Below are 17,840 nucleotides of genomic sequence, written 5' to 3'. Positions count from 1 at the left end.
TGTGTAAAAATATGCAGAAAGTATATAGAAATGACTAAATTTAACTAGACTTTTTCAAGCTAGATAAAAATCCGCAAAAAAAAAGCCTTGCTTGCCAAAAACCGCAAGCAAGGCAGATACCCCCTTTCACCTCCACGATTCTAAGATTTATTTAGGCTAAAATCCAAGCCCCACTTCTAGCATTCCAGCAAATCCTTTGCTTTGAGGATAGCTCACACTTGCGCCATTATAGATAGCACTAGAAGCAGAGTCTATGCGCTGATACTTGCCGATGAGTTTGGTATATACATAAACTCCCTTAGGCAAATCATATTCAAAGCCAAGATTTGCATTTACTGCATAGTTTGATATAGAGCCTTTGACTTTTGCCCTTGTATCATCATATTGATAGTTTGCGCCAAATATCCAGCTATACCCAGCACCATAAGTGATTCTTAGCTTATTTCCAGCGGGGATTTCGCCATTTAGCTCTAGCCCTGTGAAGCCGATAGTCCTATAAAACCTATTTGTATCGCCAAATCCAGACCGATACTGCTCTACGCCAACGAGCGCATTTACAAATAGTGGTGCTTTTTTGGTAAGCACATTTACACCGAGCTTGATAACGGGCTCAAATATAAACGAATCAGCACTTCTCCTAAATCCTTGTGGGAATGTGCTACCTTTTATCTCACTTTTGCCCCCACCTAGCAAAATGTCAAACTCCCCTTGAAATCGCGCTTTATAGACTTCTTTTATACCAAATGAGGCATAGCCTATGTAGTTATCTACATTTGCCTCACTACCTTGAAATCCATAGTATCCACCACCTACGCCAAATCTACCAAACTCACAATTTGTATCATAGCAGTCTTGCTTAGAAGCACCGCCTGTGATTATATTTGCAGCCTCCGCACTGCCTAGTAGCGCACCTAAAGTGCCAAATGTGATAAAGCCAAGTTTTGCGCTTTTTAGGCTTTTTGAGATTGTGTCTAGCATTTTTGCTCCTTTTTCACTCCCTTTATGGGATTTTTAGATTTTGCTTTTTTTTTGCAAAAGCAAGCGTATTATAAAAAAAAAAAAATCAAAATTCAAATAAAATGATTATGTTTTTTATAATTTATCATTTTGCTTGACTTTTTGAGAATCAAAAAGCTAGGCTTTTAAAGAAACATATACCAAAAAACTTGAGTCAAAACCTACTCAAAGACAATGACAGACGACTACAAATGATGACAAAACTTAGCCAAATCATTTCTGCTAGATTTCACGATACAATTTCCACTAAACAAAGTCTTTGGCTTTGATTTGGAATCCTTTTTGCTATACTTCGCGCAAGCTAGAATCCAATGCTAGCCAAATAGAGCACAAAAATAGAAAGGACTACTATGCTTCGCTCACTATACACAGCCACCACAGGTATGCTAGGACAGCAGCTCCAAATCGACACCACCTCAAACAACATAGCAAATGTAAACACCACAGGGTATAAAAAGCAAAGGGCAGAATTTAACGACTTGTTTTATCAAACTTTGCAATACGCAGGCACTGCCACGAGCGAAACCACAATGTCGCCCACAGGTATAGAAGTAGGGCTAGGCGTGCGCCCGGGCGCAATACAGAAGCTTTTTTCACAAGGTAGCCCAAAAGAGACAGAAAACAACCTTGATGTAGCCATAGAGGGAAAAGGATTTTTCCAAATCGCTTTGCCCGATGGCACGATAGCCTACACTCGCGATGGCGGGTTTAAGCTAGATGACGCGGGCAATATGGTAACCGCACAAGGCTACCTCCTCCAGCCTCAAATCACAATCCCACAAGATACCACACAAATAAACATAGGCACAGACGGCACAGTCAGCGTGGTGCAAGCAAATAGTGGCGTAAGCAATGTGCTAGGGCAAATCGAGCTTGCGACATTTATCAACCCAGCAGGCTTGCACTCACTAGGGGATAATCTCTACCTAAACACAACCGCTTCGGGCGACCCTATCGTAGGTGTGGCGACTACGGAGGGGTTTGGCACGCTTCGTCAAGGGTTTTTAGAGCTTAGCAATGTCAAACTTGTAGAAGAAATGACAGACCTAATCACAGGGCAGAGAGCCTATGAAGCAAACTCCAAAACGATACAAACAGCGGACTCTATGCTACAAACGGTGAATTCACTCAAGCGATAAGCTAATCTCTAATGGAATCTAAAAACTCACGCAAATCGTGTGGAGCAAAATCTAGCCAGACAAACTCCACACGAACTAGCTCCGCGCAAAAAAGCCCTGCGCAAACTAAGCGCAAACAAGAAATCTCTACGCAAGCAATCTCCGCACAAAAAGATTCTATGCAAGCGAGTTTAGCACAGCCAAATACACGCGCAAATCTCACAAACTGCAAAACCCTCATCATCAAAATCGGTAGCTCAATACTTGCTAGCCAAGATTCTAGCAAAAACCACTCTTTCCCAAGTGCAGATTTTATCTCCTCTCTTGCTAGCCAAATCGCACACCTAAAATCCAAAATCCCAAATATCATCATCGTATCATCGGGTGCTGTGGCGTGTGGGTTTAAGCAGCTAGGGCTAAAATCTCGTCCAAAAGACATAGTCGATAAGCAAGCAAGTGCTGCTATCGGGCAAGCTAGACTTATGTGGGAATATCAGCAAGCCTTTAGCAAGCATAGCCTCCAAGTCGCCCAGATTTTGCTTACAAAAGATGACTTGACTTCACGCAAGCGATTCACACACGCGCACTCGTGCATAATGCGCCTCCTGCACTTTGGGATAATCCCTATCATCAACGAAAACGACACGATTTTGGTTGATGAGCTAAAATACATAGAAACTTTTGGGGATAATGACAATCTAGCTGCACTTGTCGCAGGCACGATAAGCGCGGATTTGCTACTGATATTATCTGATGTCGATGGGCTATATAGCGCAAACCCTGCTACAAATCCCAATGCCCGCAAAATCGATGAAGTAGAGGATATAGATGAGGGAGTGCTAGCCCTCACACAAAGCGATGATACAAATCTAGTAGGCACAGGCGGTATGTCTAGCAAACTCCTAGCGACAAAAAAAGCCCTAAATATGGGCTGTGCAGTGGCTATCATCAAGGGCAATGAGGAGCAATCTATCACGCGCTTTTTTGAATTAAAGAGAGTGGGGACATATTTTGCACTTCCAAAAGAGATTTTAGCTCGCAGAAAAAAGCGATTTTGGATAGAATCTGTGGCGATTCCACAGGGCAAAATCATCATCGATTTGGGGGCGTCTCAAGCACTAAGGCATAACAAATCCCTTTTGCCAAAAGGGATTTTGGGAGTTGTGGGGGAGTTTAGAAGCGATGAAGTGGTAAGTATCTGCTTGCAAGAGGGAGAAAAACTACTAGAAATAGCAAGGGGACAAAGCAAATATAGCGCGACAGAAGTAGCAAAAATCGCTAGGTGTGATTCACGCCAGATAGAGAGCATTCTTGGCAAAAGTAGGGGCGATGAAGTCGTGCATATTGATGAGATAGTATTGCTAGGATAGTGCTTTAATAGTTATCAAAGATTTTGGCAATCTTTTTGTAAAAAAGCTAGATTTTATAAAATCACTTGCGTTTGGATTTTGCGTGTGTTTATGTGCTTGTTTATGAGTGCATTTAGAATCTTTTGCGCCCCTTGTGTCAGTGCATTTTTATTTCACATTTAATTATTTATCGCGCTTTTTGTTGCCATTTTTATGCACTTTTTCACTACTCTCTCACGCTATTTTTTGCGATTTCTTGCGATTTTCTCGCACTTGGACAAAATGCTAAGCAAAGTAAAATTACAAAAACAAAATCTATTCATTTTTGTTGATATGTGATAGGCAAGGGTCATCTTTATGCACGCAAAGGAAATTTATCCCAAAAGGGAAAATCTCATAATCTTTTAGCAAGGACACAATCTCTTGTGGATTTGACTTTATCACTTCGATTTGCAAGATTGGCTTATGCTTTTGTATGGCTTTCATCGCACCATTTAGCACTTCTATTTCCATTCCCTCGCAATCGATTTTGACATAATCAAGTCTAGGCAGATTTAGAGAATCAATGCTGATAAGTGGCACTTTTTGCGTGCGGGAATAATCGATAGGCTGCCCTATGTATTCGTTATTTTCCCTTTGTCGTAGCTCCAAGCTACCAAATGATGAGTTTGTAGCGTAGTTTAGGATAGGCACTTCTATTGTTGGATTTTGCGTGGAGTCTTGGCTTGGATTGCCTAGTGCTGCGTGAAGTGCGCGGACATTGAAGCAGTTGTTTATAGTGATATTGCCACATAGTGCGTAGTAGATTCTCTCTTGGGGCTCAAAGGCTAGCACCTCGCCAAAGTAAGTCATCTCTATCCCCCACGCGATAGCGTGCGAGCCGATATTTGCACCACCATCGATTGCGACTACACCCTCCCCGAAATACTGCTTACGCAAGTGTAGCAAAGACACTGCGCTCATCACCTCATCTGCGTCAAACGAAGCGGTTTGTAAGTATTGAAATCCTACACCAAAACTTGCACTATTTGATTGATTTGCATTGTTTGACTTATTTGCATCATTTGATTTGTTCACCCCCCCCCCCCCCCGTATTTTGCTTTGTGGAGGGCTTATCCTCATTTGCAGGATTTGGCACAGGGTGGCTGTGTCTATCGCAGTGGTTTATTATCATCGTGCCTATGTTGGTGCTAGCAAGCACAAATGGCAATGGGCGCAAAATATGATTCATTCTCTCCCTTTTGGTTGGATTTGCTTAGGCAAGTTTGGGTGCGATATGAGCGATGACTTTTTGCGCTTGGGAAAGCGCGCAAGCGATACTTGCACCAGATTTAAACAAAATATCCCCTATCACAAACACGCCTTTCACACTGCTTTGTAAATTTTCATCGACTATCGGCAGGCTATTTTCATCTAAGTCGATATGGCATTTTTTTAGAAAATCCACAGGCGAAGACCCACCGATAGCATATATCGCCCTATCAAACTCCTCCACACTTCCATCGGTAAAGTGCGCATTTATCTTGCCGTTTTCATCGCTTAGAGATTCTATGTCTATGCCTAGCTTGGTTTTTAGCTTGCCACTTGCTATGGTTGATTCTAGCTCTTTGGCATTGGTATCATTTATGCGGGTAAACTCACTTCTGCGGTAGTTTAGCGTTGTGTCATTGCTTTTGGCAAACTCACAAGCGTATTCCACAGCGGAGTTACCTCCACCTACGATTAGTAGCTTCTCGCCCTCTTGGACACTATTTGCGTTGTAGTTTACTTGTCGCAAAATAGATGAGGGAATCTTATAGCTTGGTTTGTTTGGTTGCCCCATTTTGCCTATGGCGATGATGACAGATTGGGCTTGGTAGGACTTGCCTCCGCTAGTGTTTATAGTGAAGTCATTTGCTTCTCCATCTGCATTAGCCACGATAGATTCTATGTCGTTTTGATAAGCGACATTGATATTATGCTTTGAAAGTAGCCCTCCAAACATTTCCAAAGTCGCCTCTTTGTTGCTATCGCTGAAATCTATTGCGCCATTTAGCTCGATTTTGTCGCCCTTGTAGTCTCTATCCACCCGCTTGCCGTCTTTATAAAATTTATTTAGCGTGGCATTGTGCGTGGCAGTTTTTTCAAACAATATGAGGGAATCTATCCCTGCTAGCTTGGCTTCTATGCTCGCACCTATGCCACCCGGACCAGCTCCTATGATAGCTAGTTTGTAAGTTGTATTTTCACTCATTGTTGCTCCTTTATTTGATTTTATAGAGGCTTGATAGGCTAGATTTAAATCATCTTGCGTATCAAACAACGCCCCGTGCGTGATTTTCACCGAGTCATCAAACTGCCCACTTCTCAACCCCCACAAAAACACCACAAGCCCGATAAGCCCTATGGCTACCGAAACGATAAGCATTATAGTGAGGATTGGTGTATTCATTTGCGTTTTCCATTTGCTTGGCTTATTATCACTAAATAATCCCCAAAAAAGGCAAAATCCGCTCAAAGCTTAAACCCAAAGCGCAAGACTCTAGCCCCTTTTGAGAGAGGATATATCCCTTGTGAAATCCCTCAACTTTGACACAGCCTGCACTACCCTGCCAAAGAGATGATTTGACATACTGCTCTATATCATCTTGGCAAAACTCATCTAGCAAAAACTCCGCACAATCAATATTGCAAAAAAAGCCCTTGTGGCTTTGATAAGCAAAGGCAGTGATGATACTGATAGGATTGCCACTTTGCAATTCTAACATAATTCTAGCTTGTGTTGGTGTTTTTGCTTTGCGAAGCAAAAGATTTGTGCGGGCGTGATTTTTTGTGTTTTGATTTTTTATGTGTTGGTTTCTTGTGTCGTTATTTTTTGCGTCTTCGCTTTTTGTGCTGATTTGATTTTGGCTAAACCCAACTTCAAAATCCAAACTAGAATCTAAATTTTGAGTGGATTTTGTGGTGGTAGCAGGTTTTGGAGCGATGAGAGATTTTGTAGTCAAAGTGGGTTTTGGAGTAAGGGCAGAATTTGGGGCAATGGACGATTTCATAGCAAGAGCGGATTTTGCGGTAGGGTTTGCACTAAGATTTTTAGCGATATGTGGCAAATGCACCACCACGACACTATCACAGGCTAAAACACCCTCTTTTAGCACTTCTTGCATATTTTTTTCTCTCAAACTCCCGCTTGAAGTGAAATGATTTTGCGTGATTTTCTTAAGCGCGGATTCTAGCTTGCCCTTAGCGCATTCCCACGCGATTTGCTTAGGATTTAGTGCTAGATAGCCCTCCACATTTTCCCCGATTAGATTTTTAATATGCGCTAAAGTATTAGATGAGAGATTTTTGCAAAAATCTCCTTGTAGATAAAATCCTCCTTGCAAGCGCAAATCCCGCCCCTCACATTCTCTAAATTCTCGCACCCTTTTTGTCGCTTCACCTAGCAGTGCTTCAAACAACCCCTCCTCATCAAACCCGCTATCAACTTGGCAAAATCCCACACCAAAGCCCTCCAAAATCTTAGCCCGAGTGCTTGAAGTGCTTGCCAAAATCATTTGCTTTGATTGTATTTTGGATTTTGTGATTTTAGCGTGCTGGGATTTGGACTTGCATACTTGTTTTATGGATTCTCTCCTCCATATTTTGCTTCTCATCTATCATTTTTAGGGCAAATTTTACGGCGTTTTGGTAGCTTTGCGTGCTTGCTATGCCTTGATATGCTATGTCATACGCCACGCCGTGGTCGACTGAAGTGCGGATAATGGGTAGATTTAAGCTGATATTTATGCTTTTTTCAAAGTAGAGGGCTTTTAGCGTGGCTAGCCCTATGTCGTGATATGGAGCGACAAATAGCGAAAATCTCGCCCGATTCGCAGGGGTAAAAGCACTATCTGGTGGGACAATCCCACAAAAAACCTCTTTTTTTAGGAATTTATTGACTTTGTTTATGGCGGATTCTATTTTTTTGTCCTCCTTGCCACCGATTGCCCCGCTATCGCCACAATGAGGATTAAACCCAAGCACAAGTGCTTCATCAAACTTGAAGCTACGATACAAAGCGATTAAAAAGCGCACATATTTATCTGTGCTAATCGCGCTACTTACCGACTTTAGCGGGATATGCTCGCTAAAGAGAGCCACTAGCATTTCCTCACAGCCTAGCATCATTATGGCGTCTTTTTTGTATCGCGCCCTTAGCACTTGGGTGTGTCCTGCGTAGTGGATACCTGACTTTTTCCACGCAGCTTTGTGTATAGGGAGCGTGATTAGCGCGTCCGCTTGTGATTTGTCCACCAAGTCAAGCCCGTGAGTGAAGCTAGCAAAGCTGTATCGCCCGCTTGCTTTGTGAAGCTGTGAGGGCGATATTTTAGGGATTCTAGTGTCGTGTGGGTGAGAGAAGTGCATATCTTTGGCTATCATCTCTTGGAAATCTTGTTTTTTGCTCAAAGATTTGAAATGGTGCAAAGACTTGGCAAACAAAGTCTTGTGAGCGCAATATATCGGCTCGCAAAGTGTAGAGATATATTTGTGAGATTTTAGGATAATCTCTATCCCCACGCCATTTGTATCGCCTATGCTTATTGCTAGTTTTTTCTTGTGCATTTTTGTTTCCTTTTATGATTTTCATAGATAAAATCCCGTATTTAAGAGGGATTTAGGAGGAGGGTTTGCTAGCTTTTAGGAGAAAAGATATTTTATGATTTATTATATTTAAAAGTCGGCAAATATAATAGAAACAAATGCCAAAATACAAGTGCAATTTTGCTAAGGGATTTTTGGAAAACTATTTTTGGAGAACGCCTTTTTGGGATATTTCGCTTCGCTCAATATGACAAAAAGAATATAAATGCTTAGCACAAAGCCATTTAAGCAAAGACCTAAGCAATGATTGCGCCCCACTATATATAGTCTTATAAATTTGTCATATTGAGCGAAATATTTCTCTTGTATTTTTACCACTTTTTAAGCGCGTAACGCAGTTTCTTGGCAAAAAGCAAAGCTTAAAATCCACCCATAAATAAACGCAACTTTTTAGCAAAATCCACCTTTGAATTTACGCCAAAATCAAAAATCTAAAGAAATCTAAGCAATCCCCTAAAACACGATTCTACTACCGAGATTTGCCTGCACGCCTATATCTTTGTAGCTAAGCCCATACTTCCCACCAAGTGAAAAATTCACAAACATTCTCCTGCCTAGCTGGACTTCGCCACCTGCACTTGCTAGGGCGAAAGTGTTTAGATTGTCGCTTTTTTTGTAGTTTAGCGATTCCTCGCCTACAAAGCGCACTTGCAGCACATCTCCACCCGTGATAAACATATCTCTTTGCGCTCCGACATTGACAAACCAATATGAGCCTTTGGATAGATATTGCCTTGTTTCTAGGGCGAGATTTAGCGCGAAAAGATTGCGTGAAACCTCTGGGGACTGCACGGCTAGATTTTGCGCTGGAGCGTTTGGATTATCCGCACTTAGCACCTGCTTAGAGTCCGCATCTAGCGCACCTGTAAATATGTGATAAAAGCTCATTCCCAAAGAGGGCTTAAACACAAAGCCACTAGATTGTGTGCTAAAGATATAGCCATAACTAGCATTGGCGTTTATGGTGTGAGTGTTGTATTTGTAGCTTTGGTCTAGACTGCTTAGCCATACATTGTTTCGTGTGTATAAATCCTCACTATTCATACCGATAGTGTATCCCACATTTATGTCGATTTCATTGTTTGCAAAGATTGAGCGAGAGTAGATTCCCGCATTTACATTGTGGCTTTGGTTTTTTAGCAAGTCTGCTTTATAGCTACCATATCCATAAGAAGCCACAAGCCCGACTATTAGCCCACCCTCGCCCACAGGGACAAATCTATCATACCCTACATTTGCTCCATATAGCGTGCCATATCCCCCATCTGTAAATGTAGCACTTCCTAGCGCGTTTGCCCAAAGATTGTTATAAAACTCGTGGCGGTTTGAGAACTTATACAAAAACCCAAAATCCCCTCCCGCATCACTTCTAATCCCACCGCTTGCAGCATATCTTTTTTGGCTTAGTAGATTTGCGAAGCGATACTCTTGCTCATCGTTATCAATTCTAGCGAGTTTGACTAGCCTTTGAGCTTTTGCCAAATCAGAGGCAAATCTGACAGCCGTAGCTGCATTTGACTTGCGCTCGGTAGATACAAGCTGTCCTAGTGTGTTGTTTAGCTGCTTAGCCGTATCCTCAAAAAATCCCAAATCCCTATCTATGACATTTACTGCCGTCCAAGCAACACCTTTTTGATGAAGTGCTAGGACATTAAACCACTTAAAAATATCAGATTCTATGTGCGTTACTTTCTTTTCTACCGCACTTGCTTTTTCTGCTTCTGTCAGGGTTGTATTGCTAGATAGTTCGCTTTGTGTAAAATCCCCTTTGCCACTTATAGTGTAGATTTTGTCATTTGTCGTTATCTCTTGGGAATCTTTGTTTTGCGAAATCGTGCTATTTAGCCTTGTTTGTGTGGTTTGCTCGGTATGTGCGCCTTTTGAGATTCCACCGATTTGGGCGACTGCTTCATTGCCACCCTTTTGCCAAATATAGTAGCGTATATCATCTATATCATAAGGATTTTTATAGTCTATGGCTGTGGCTTTGATACCGATAGTTGAATAGTCTGCGACTTTTTCAAACTGCAACCCCAGCTTTGCAGACCTTAGTATGCCATCTTCGCCAAACCCTACATCAAGCCTCGCAGAATCCGCCCCACCTGCATAGACACCTACCATATTTTTGATAGTGTTGCATTTTTCTTTATTATCAGTGCAGTGAAAAGTCTCTGTGCTGCCACCACTTTTTAGCTTATACTCTATCTCGCCCGCATCTATGAAGCGATAAGTCTTGCCAGCTTGGATATTTAGATTTTCTAGATTGCTACCTGCATAGGCGATAGACAAAAACGGCTTACTATCACTCGCATCGACATTTAGCGTAACCTTACCAAGCGTAGGGGTAGTATTTGTCTCATAGGCGCGAGATTTTACTTGGATTTGGCTTGTGGCGTCCATAGTGATATGCCCACCCTCTTGCAAAGTGAGGTTATGAAAGACAGCAGTTGAGAGATTTGACATACTTATGTTTTTGACATTCGTATTTTGTATGTTGCTCGCATATAGCCCTGCCATAGTGCCCAAGCTTAGGTTTTCTATGGTTAGGGTAGAGCCTTTTACAAATGAATTTGTCCCGCTGCCACCTGCGCCATTTGTATCTGCACCACTCGTGCCAAAAAAGCTAAGCCTAGCTGTGTTTGCTATCTCGCAGTGATTCCAAGGGGTAAGCCCACACTCGCCTAGATTTATATCCTTGAAAGTGTAGCTCCCACCCTCTTTTGTCCATATTTGTGTGCCTGTGCCATAAAACCCACCATTTGTCTGACGAGCATTGATAGTGATAGAATCCGCACTCAAAGTCTTATTTGCATTTATATAGAAAGCCGAGCCTATGATATTGCCTAGCTTCGCGCTTCCTTTCACACCGCTAATATCTAGCATAGCCCCCTCCCAAGTCTGCTGATTGGTAAGGAAACTTATCGTGCCAGTGTGAGTTAGACTGCCCCCTGCGATGAGTTTCATACTATCAGGAGCACCGATTCCTGCTAGCTGATTTAGCAAGAAAATATCGGTATTGTTTAGAGTAATGTCCTTGCCCGCTTCAATCGTGGTGGTAAATCTCCCTGCGGTATCTGTGGAGTTATTTAGCCCACGATTTGAGTATATCGCGCCATTTGTTTTCACGCTTATGCTACCACCTGCTTTGATATGCGCATAAGTCCCAAACGCACTGATTCCGTTATTTCCCACTAGCTCTAGTTTGTCAAAAGTTATGTCGCCATTTTCTGACTTCACTTCTATGCGTCCATCCATAGAGCCCACAAGTGAGGAGGCATTTACTTGAAGTTTGGCAGTGCCTAGCTCGATTTTATCTTTTGCCAAGATTTCAATTACCCCGACATATATAGGCGTGCCAGAGGAGAAGTTTAGATTTCCATTGCCCGTGATAGAGCCATTTTGCGCTTTTAGGCGGATAACATTCCCGCGTGAAGTAAGCGAAGAATTGCCCGTGAGGTTGATATTTTTGCCAGAAGTGATTACTAGCTCACCACCAAAATTTGCATTTGAGCTATCAAAGGTAATATCGCCATTACTTGAGCTCAAGTGCATTTTGAAGCCATCAGAGCGGGCATTTAGTTGAGAATTTTTTATGTTTATGTCGTTTGCACTCACAAAGAAATTACTATATTGCAATCCCGCGTGGTTGAACTTCAAATCTAGTGATTCTGCCTTGAAGCTATTGCTTGCATTGAAGTTTAGCTCCGCGCCACCACCCGTAGCCCACGCATTCCCCGCACCTATCGTGCCTGTGAGATATATATCTTTTGCTTCAAATTTTGTCTTTATGTAGCCTACTAGCCCACTTTGCCAATCCGTGCCACCAAACCATATACTGCTATCTGTTTTGGGGGATTGTGAAGTGTTGCCAAAGATGAGTGTGCCATTTTTATAGCTTTGGGTAAAATCCGCTCCAGCAGTGCTCCAAGTGCGCGTGCTTCCCACAGAAAAAGTCCCACTACTCTCATTTGACTTGTTTTGTAGCTCATATACAGAATTTGTAATGTCGCCAGCCTGCGCATTTGCATAGAGGCTAAGTGCTAGCAGGGCACTTAGCGTGATAGGAGATTTGGTAGATTTTGGTAGATTTGGTAGTATGGTTTGTTTCATTTTGCGACCTCGTTTAGAGTTGTCCTCTTTGGAGTCTATTTTGCTTTAACGCGGTTGTCTTAAAGCCATATTGCTTAGTTTTGCTTGCCATTTGTATGTTTGGCTTTTCGCACACCTTATTTAATGTTTAAATAGCACGATTATAACAAAAAAAAAAAACTATACATTTACTTTGACATTTACCTTTGGATTTATTTTGGTTTATTTCTAGGCTTTTTATTTCATAGCAAAACACTTAAGCGCAAAAATCGTGCCACAAACATAAATAACCCAAAGTCAAACCAAAATATAGCCCTAGCTTATTAGCAGTGCGTATTGACTAGATTTTGCCTTAGGGATAGTCTTTGTCGTGGGGATTGCTAGGACTTGATATGTCTTGCTTGAGTCTAAAAATCTTAGCGTGATTTTATCACCCACTTTGACTTCCTTGCTAGATTTTGCCACTACGCCATTTACCTCTATCACGCCCGAAGCACACATATCTTGAGAGATTTTGCGTGATTTTAGGACATTTGTGGAGTTTAGAAATTTATCAATTCTCATTTTGCCTCCTTCCTCATTTTGCTCTTGTTTTTTTTTACTTTTCTTATCAAATCACTTGGACTTTTGGTATTTCTAGCGATTTTGGTATTTCTTGGTATTCCTAGTGTCGCAGGATTTTTGCCTTTGTCCTGCCTAGCTTGTAGATTTTGCTAGGTTTTGCCTCATATAGAGAATCTATCACGATAATATCGGCATTTTGCACAGCCCACTCTAGCGAAAATGGCTTGCCACTCTCATTTGCCGAAGTGCTATATAGCCCACCAAAATGTGCCAAAAAATCACTATGTAGCGAGCTAGATTTTGGTATATCGCCACCCGCCACGATATAGCCAAGCCCTAGCACATTAGATTTTTTTTTGCCAGATTCCCTAGATTCTCTTTTGCGCTCCATTGATATGCGTTGTGGTTTTTTTACCACGCGGAAACTTTTTCCATTTGGCAGGACAAAGCTCGTTTTCCTCGCATTTCGCACCATTTTTTTGGCAAATGGCGGAATCCTAAATCGCTTTTTTAGCTCTATAAAATCACTAAGTGCGAGGAGGATTTTTTGATTTTCATCGCGCTTTTTTAGCCTATTTAGTTTTTTGGGATTGGCACAGAGAAATCCCGCTGTGGTATCGCTCTGCGCTAAAAATACAGGAGCGCAATCATCAAAATCATCTAAACAATCCAATAAAGCAAAATCCAAACTAGAATCTAGCATTTTCATAAACGCTCCAAACACTCTGCATATAAATTTCCAAAGGCATTTTCAAAGACGCTTCAAGGCGTGTTTCCAAAGATTTGTTTTAAGAATTTTAGCCTATTAAAGTTATGATTAAATCTACAAGCAAGCCCATTGTGGCTTGCAAGCGCGTATCAGCGTATCAAAAATACAAAAACACAAAATCCAAAAAACACAAAATCTGTGTAAATCTAAGCAAAAAATTGATAAAATACGCGTTTTGCAAAAATTTGCGCAAAAATCTAAATACATAAAATCTTATAGCGAGGTGATTATGCAATATGCGTTTGTTTTCCCCGGGCAAGGCTCTCAAAGCGTAGGTATGGGCAAAGAGCTATATGAAAACTTTGAAATAGCAAAAGAAATGTTTGGCATAGCAAGCGAGAAGCTAAAGGTTGATTTTACAAAGCTACTTTTTAGCGAAAATGACTTGCTAAACCAAACCCAATACACCCAGCCAGCGATATTTCTTGTAAGCCAAATCGCTCACACCATACTTCAGCAAGAATCCCCACTTCTAGCCAAATGTGCGCTAGGACATTCGCTAGGCGAGATAAGCGCACTATGCGTGGCTTTGGGTGTGGGATTTGAAGATGGGCTTTATCTCACTAGCAAAAGAGGTGAGCTAATGCAAAAAACTTGCGAGGGGATAGACGCAGGAATGCTCGTAGTTGTGGGGCTAGAAGATGCCAAGCTAGAGAGAGCGTGTGAAAATCTACGCAAAGAGGGCAAACAAATATGGGCTGCCAACTACAATGGCGATGGGCAAGTGGTGTGTGCGGGGAAAAAGGCGGATTTGGACTTCGCACAAAGCGCACTAAAAGACTTAGGAGCGAAGCGAGTATTGTTGCTTGCTATGTCAGTGGCAAGCCATTGTCCGCTACTAGAACCAATGAGGGGGGAATTTGAAGCATTGCTAAAACCAATGCTAAAAGAAAACTTTGCCCTGCCTATCATCTCAAATGCTACCGCACAAAGCTACAATAGCGCAAAAGACGCTCTAAAACTCCTAAGCCTCCAGCTTACCTCCCCCGTGCTATACAAACAATCTATCCAAAGCATAGACAACGAAGTGGACTGCTATATCGAGCTAGGGCACGGAAGTGTGCTAAAAGGGCTAAACAAACGCCTAAGCCAAAAAACCACGCTAAATGTCAGCGACATAGAATCCCTAAAAGCCACGATAGCCCAAATAGAGCAAAATAGCTAGGAAAATCCTAAAAATATCGCGACAAAAAGCAAAAGAGTAAGGAAAAACAGAGAGTTTAAGGAAAACAAAAATGCAGCAATCCACCCCGCAAGATTCACAAAAATCTACTATCACTCCAAACTACCAAAAAATCGGTATCATCGGTGCTATGCAAGAAGAAATCACACCACTGCTTAGCCTATTTCCCACACACACAGCACAAGCTATGGGTGGCAATGTGTATTATGAAATCCCTTATAAAAATGCCACGCTATATGTCGCATATAGCAAAATCGGCAAGGTGCACTCTGCGATGACTGCTACCACGATGATAGCTCACTTTGGCTGTGAAGCGATAATCTTTGGTGGTGTGGCAGGTGCGCTAAACAAAGACCTAAAAATCGGCGATATTTTAATCGCTACTAAACTATGCCAGCACGATGTAGACATTAGCGCGTTTGGACATCCACTAGGATTTATCCCAGAGGGCAAGCTATTTATCGAATCTAGCAAGATTCTAAATGGCATAGCTAGCCTTGTCGCGCAAGAATACGGCGCACAAAGTGCAGGGACAAAAGAGGGGATTTTGCTAAAAGAGGGCGTTATCGCTTCGGGCGATGAGTTTGTGCATAATGCAGAGAAAAAGCAATGGCTGATTGATACTTTTGGTGCAGATGCCGTAGAAATGGAGGGCGCGAGCGTAGCAGTAGTATGCGATAGCTTTGGTGTGCCTTTTTGCGTGTTTCGCTCTATCAGTGATAGTGCCGATGGCAGCGCAGATGTGAGCTTTGATGAGTTTTTGGACTCAAGCGCGAAAATATGCGCAGAATTTGTCAAAAAAATGCTTGATAAGATTTTAGGGTAAAATCAAAAGTGCAGAAAAAAGTATAAAATCTAGGCAGACTAAAAATACATAAGAAATCTACAAAACCTACTTCTAAGGAAAAATATGCAAAACAAAGCAAAATCACTTCAAGGGGCGTTTAGCCTTATTGAGTTAGTGTTTGTCATAGCGGTAGTTGGGATACTAGCAGCCATTGCGATTCCAAAACTTAGTGCCACGCGCACAGATGCCCAATACGCCGCGATAAACAAAGACATACAAGCTATCATTTCATCTATCCAAGTAGCTGCCACCACGCAAGACAATCTCGCAAATGTCCTAAATGGCGAGTTTATAATGCGAACCGCAGGGCTATCTCCACTGCGCTGGATAGCACAAACTAATGGCGTGCGACTAGGCAAAGAGGGGACACTAGATACCCAAAACAACTGCGTGATAATCGACACAAACGCGACAACCCTAAGTATAGAGATTTCCCCTATTGCTAGCTCCCCACTATGCCAAAAACTTCTAAAAGCCTATCCTCAACCACTTAGAATCAACCTGCAAGATTCTGTGCTCTAGCCTTGTGCTTAATCATCATAGAGTTTTACTAGCATAGATTTGCAAGCATAAATGAACCGTCATCAGTTCAGCACAAAATCAACCACAAAATCCGCTTTTAGCACGATTGAGCTAGTGTTTGTCATCGCACTTCTAGGTGTGCTTATACTAGCTATCCCTAGCTCTTTACACTTGAGGGAAAAATCCTGCTATGCCACCCTTGCTTCCTCGCTTAGCAACTTGCAAGAAAGACTATCCCTACTCTACACGGATTTTACCCTACACCCAAAGCCGCTAAGTGCTATGAGAGAATCAAGCCTAGCAATCCTAAACTCCATAAACGCGTCCAATACACCCAACTGCACATTAGAGTTTACCAAAAATCGCCTAGTAGCACGCGCAAATGGACAAAGTGTAGCCTTTAGCATAGAGCCAAATGATTTTAGCGAGCAGCCCGCTTTTAAGTGCAATTTCACTACTAGCCCACTTTGTCGCAAAATCTTAGAACGCACCAAAATCCGCTAAAATTAAAAATCTTAGTAGATTTTAGGATTTTTGCGCTTTTTGCGTGATATTTATAGGTGCGAAAGGCGCAAAAATCATAGCTAGATTTTATAGCACACCACAAAAATTATCAAATCCAAAAACCACAAAAATCAAATCTCGCAAGCAAAATCCAACATTACTTTTTAAGAAAATCATTTTAAGTGAAAAATGATTTAAGATTTTGTGGATTTTGGAGTAGATTTTGCTTTGTGTTATTTAGATTTCACTACAATTCAAGTTTTTTAAAGCCACATAGTTTTTTTGGCTTTTTATAGATTCTACTTGGCTTTCATAGATTCTATCTGCACTATTTGGGGGCTTTAGAGATTCTCACAAGCACAAAAATACAAAAAAAGGATAAACATTGAAACAGCAAAAAATCCAAGCAATAAAATTACTAGCGATAAATTTAGCGATATTGTGTGGATTTAGTGGTTGCTCTCTGTTTGATTTTATCCAGCGCAAAGCTACGCAGGGCAATCTCCCAGCAAACCAATGGTATGTCGAAAAAATCATCATTACAGATGAGGAATTTCTCTCCCCTCAAGTGCTAGCACAAAACGCACAAGAATCGCTAAAAAATGGACTGCCACAAGAATCTAGCCAAGCACCTAGCAATGCTAGCAACGAGACAAGCGCAAGCAATGGCAATAATGCCAATGGTAGCAGTAACGGAAATGGTAGCACTAGCTCTCAACCAACACCACTATATGAGCTAGCCCAAATCGACAAAATCGCTACAATGGAATTTGAGACAAAAGAAAATAGGATTTCAGGAGAGAGTGGCTGTGGCTCGTATTATGCGCGGTATTCGTGGAATGACAAGACACACCTAGAGATTGTCCCGGGAAGTGCTACGCGCAAAATCTGCACTCCACGAGAAGTTAGCCGCTTTGAGTTCCGCTTTGTTAGGGGGCTTGAGGGAGTATTTGAGATAACGCACAAAGATGAAAAAAAGCTAACCCTACAAAGTGAAAAAATGACAATCCACCTCTATCGCTAGTTTTTTAGATTTTAAGATTTCTCTTATGTGATTTTGGTAGTAAGCACATTCATAGCTTCTATCTTTGTGACTAAACACAACAAAAATACTTACCTGCCAAAATCCACTTCCAAATCCTACACACAAGTAGCACACATACAAACACACAAAATCTATCCCAAAAACAAATACTAAGATAATACGCAAATATGCTACAATATGCGTTTTGAAATTGCAAAATCTAAAATAGCC

16 protein-coding genes are annotated in these 17,840 nt (G+C 41.7%); 7 read left to right on the top strand and 9 right to left on the bottom strand.

The annotated features are described in order from the left end of the window. Positions 1 to 156 precede the first annotated feature (156 nt). Positions 157 to 978 (bottom strand): hypothetical protein, encoded by an 822-nt coding sequence (locus HMPREF2086_RS02625; RefSeq protein ID WP_023927208.1) that lies wholly within the window; start codon positions 976 to 978, stop codon positions 157 to 159. Between the two features lie 389 nt (positions 979 to 1,367). Between HMPREF2086_RS02625 and flgG the strand changes: the two genes are divergently transcribed. Both flgG and proB read left to right on the top strand, forming a co-directional pair. Continuing rightward, a complete protein-coding gene (gene flgG / locus HMPREF2086_RS02620) occupies positions 1,368 to 2,156 on the top strand; it encodes a flagellar basal-body rod protein FlgG (RefSeq protein WP_023927207.1) in 789 nt (262 codons plus the stop codon). Between the two features lie 11 nt (positions 2,157 to 2,167). Continuing rightward, positions 2,168 to 3,505, top strand: a complete 1,338-nt coding sequence (proB, locus tag HMPREF2086_RS02615) for a glutamate 5-kinase (RefSeq protein WP_023927205.1) — start codon at positions 2,168 to 2,170, stop codon at positions 3,503 to 3,505. A gap of 294 nt (positions 3,506 to 3,799) precedes the next feature. Here the strand turns inward: proB and HMPREF2086_RS02610 are convergent, their stop codons facing one another. The 8 genes from HMPREF2086_RS02610 to HMPREF2086_RS02575 all read right to left on the bottom strand — a co-directional run bounded on the left by HMPREF2086_RS02610 (position 3,800) and on the right by HMPREF2086_RS02575 (position 13,469). Then, positions 3,800 to 4,561, bottom strand: coding sequence for an FkbM family methyltransferase (locus tag HMPREF2086_RS02610; protein ID WP_051397597.1), 762 nt, complete (start codon positions 4,559 to 4,561; stop codon positions 3,800 to 3,802). Beyond that, entirely contained in the window at positions 4,545 to 4,715 is a 171-nt protein-coding gene (locus tag HMPREF2086_RS12030; RefSeq protein ID WP_023927202.1) for a hypothetical protein, read from the bottom strand. The genes HMPREF2086_RS02610 and HMPREF2086_RS12030 overlap by 17 nt, the downstream gene beginning before the upstream one ends. A 24-nt stretch (positions 4,716 to 4,739) precedes the next feature. Beyond that, positions 4,740 to 5,915, bottom strand: a complete 1,176-nt coding sequence (gene ccoS, locus HMPREF2086_RS02605) for a cbb3-type cytochrome oxidase assembly protein CcoS (RefSeq protein ID WP_023927201.1) — start codon at positions 5,913 to 5,915, stop codon at positions 4,740 to 4,742. A 31-nt stretch (positions 5,916 to 5,946) separates the two neighbouring features. Then, entirely contained in the window at positions 5,947 to 7,119 is a 1,173-nt protein-coding gene (locus tag HMPREF2086_RS10630; protein ID WP_084330297.1) for a Maf family protein, read from the bottom strand. Further along, a complete protein-coding gene (gene pdxA, locus HMPREF2086_RS02595; protein WP_023927198.1) occupies positions 7,052 to 8,068 on the bottom strand; it encodes a 4-hydroxythreonine-4-phosphate dehydrogenase in 1,017 nt (338 codons plus the stop codon). Before pdxA ends, HMPREF2086_RS10630 begins: the two co-directional genes overlap by 68 nt. Positions 8,069 to 8,560: 492 nt before the next feature. After that, on the bottom strand, positions 8,561 to 12,217 hold the full coding sequence (locus HMPREF2086_RS02585; RefSeq protein WP_023927197.1) for a vacuolating cytotoxin domain-containing protein: 3,657 nt from the start codon (positions 12,215 to 12,217) through the stop codon (positions 8,561 to 8,563). A 294-nt stretch (positions 12,218 to 12,511) separates the two neighbouring features. Continuing rightward, a complete protein-coding gene (locus tag HMPREF2086_RS02580) occupies positions 12,512 to 12,760 on the bottom strand; it encodes an RNA-binding S4 domain-containing protein (RefSeq protein WP_023927195.1) in 249 nt (82 codons plus the stop codon). A gap of 100 nt (positions 12,761 to 12,860) precedes the next feature. Next, positions 12,861 to 13,469 carry a hypothetical protein gene (locus tag HMPREF2086_RS02575; protein WP_023927194.1) on the bottom strand — a complete coding sequence of 203 codons (609 nt, stop codon included), beginning with the start codon at positions 13,467 to 13,469 and terminating at the stop codon, positions 12,861 to 12,863. Between the two features lie 235 nt (positions 13,470 to 13,704). Here HMPREF2086_RS02575 and fabD point away from each other — a divergent pair, with 235 nt between their 5' ends. From fabD to HMPREF2086_RS10625, 5 genes are all read left to right on the top strand, one after another. Further along, a complete protein-coding gene (gene fabD / locus HMPREF2086_RS02570) occupies positions 13,705 to 14,694 on the top strand; it encodes an ACP S-malonyltransferase (protein ID WP_408605725.1) in 990 nt (329 codons plus the stop codon). Between the two features lie 70 nt (positions 14,695 to 14,764). Then, a complete protein-coding gene (locus HMPREF2086_RS02565; RefSeq protein WP_023927192.1) occupies positions 14,765 to 15,538 on the top strand; it encodes a 5'-methylthioadenosine/adenosylhomocysteine nucleosidase in 774 nt (257 codons plus the stop codon). Positions 15,539 to 15,622: 84 nt separating this feature from the next. Beyond that, entirely contained in the window at positions 15,623 to 16,081 is a 459-nt protein-coding gene (locus tag HMPREF2086_RS02560; protein WP_023927191.1) for a type II secretion system protein, read from the top strand. Between the two features lie 51 nt (positions 16,082 to 16,132). Next, complete coding sequence (locus tag HMPREF2086_RS02555; protein ID WP_023927190.1) at positions 16,133 to 16,585, top strand: type II secretion system protein; 453 nt, start codon at positions 16,133 to 16,135, stop codon at positions 16,583 to 16,585. A gap of 385 nt (positions 16,586 to 16,970) precedes the next feature. After that, positions 16,971 to 17,609, top strand: a complete 639-nt coding sequence (locus HMPREF2086_RS10625) for an META domain-containing protein (protein WP_023927189.1) — start codon at positions 16,971 to 16,973, stop codon at positions 17,607 to 17,609. The last annotated feature ends 231 nt before the right edge of the window (positions 17,610 to 17,840 follow it).

This window comes from Helicobacter macacae MIT 99-5501, from assembly GCF_000507845.1.
In the GTDB taxonomy this organism is placed as follows: Bacteria; Campylobacterota; Campylobacteria; order Campylobacterales; family Helicobacteraceae; genus Helicobacter_B; species Helicobacter_B macacae.
This window is presented reverse-complemented; position numbering and strand designations above follow the sequence as displayed.

Excerpts from the sequence above, each read along its gene's own strand:
- HMPREF2086_RS02625 (WP_023927208.1), bottom strand. The coding sequence starts at position 978 with ATGCTAGACACAATCTCAAAAAGCCTAAAAAGCGCAAAACTTGGCTTT.
- flgG (WP_023927207.1), top strand. The coding sequence starts at position 1,368 with ATGCTTCGCTCACTATACACAGCCACCACAGGTATGCTAGGACAGCAG.
- proB (WP_023927205.1), top strand. The coding sequence starts at position 2,168 with ATGGAATCTAAAAACTCACGCAAATCGTGTGGAGCAAAATCTAGCCAG.
- HMPREF2086_RS12030 (WP_023927202.1), bottom strand. The coding sequence starts at position 4,715 with ATGAATCATATTTTGCGCCCATTGCCATTTGTGCTTGCTAGCACCAAC.
- ccoS (WP_023927201.1), bottom strand. The coding sequence starts at position 5,915 with ATGAATACACCAATCCTCACTATAATGCTTATCGTTTCGGTAGCCATA.
- HMPREF2086_RS10630 (WP_084330297.1), bottom strand. The coding sequence starts at position 7,119 with ATGAGAAGCAAAATATGGAGGAGAGAATCCATAAAACAAGTATGCAAG.
- pdxA (WP_023927198.1), bottom strand. The coding sequence starts at position 8,068 with ATGCACAAGAAAAAACTAGCAATAAGCATAGGCGATACAAATGGCGTG.
- HMPREF2086_RS02585 (WP_023927197.1), bottom strand. The coding sequence starts at position 12,217 with ATGAAACAAACCATACTACCAAATCTACCAAAATCTACCAAATCTCCT.
- HMPREF2086_RS02580 (WP_023927195.1), bottom strand. The coding sequence starts at position 12,760 with ATGAGAATTGATAAATTTCTAAACTCCACAAATGTCCTAAAATCACGC.
- HMPREF2086_RS02575 (WP_023927194.1), bottom strand. The coding sequence starts at position 13,469 with ATGAAAATGCTAGATTCTAGTTTGGATTTTGCTTTATTGGATTGTTTA.
- HMPREF2086_RS02565 (WP_023927192.1), top strand. The coding sequence starts at position 14,765 with ATGCAGCAATCCACCCCGCAAGATTCACAAAAATCTACTATCACTCCA.
- HMPREF2086_RS02560 (WP_023927191.1), top strand. The coding sequence starts at position 15,623 with ATGCAAAACAAAGCAAAATCACTTCAAGGGGCGTTTAGCCTTATTGAG.
- HMPREF2086_RS02555 (WP_023927190.1), top strand. The coding sequence starts at position 16,133 with ATGAACCGTCATCAGTTCAGCACAAAATCAACCACAAAATCCGCTTTT.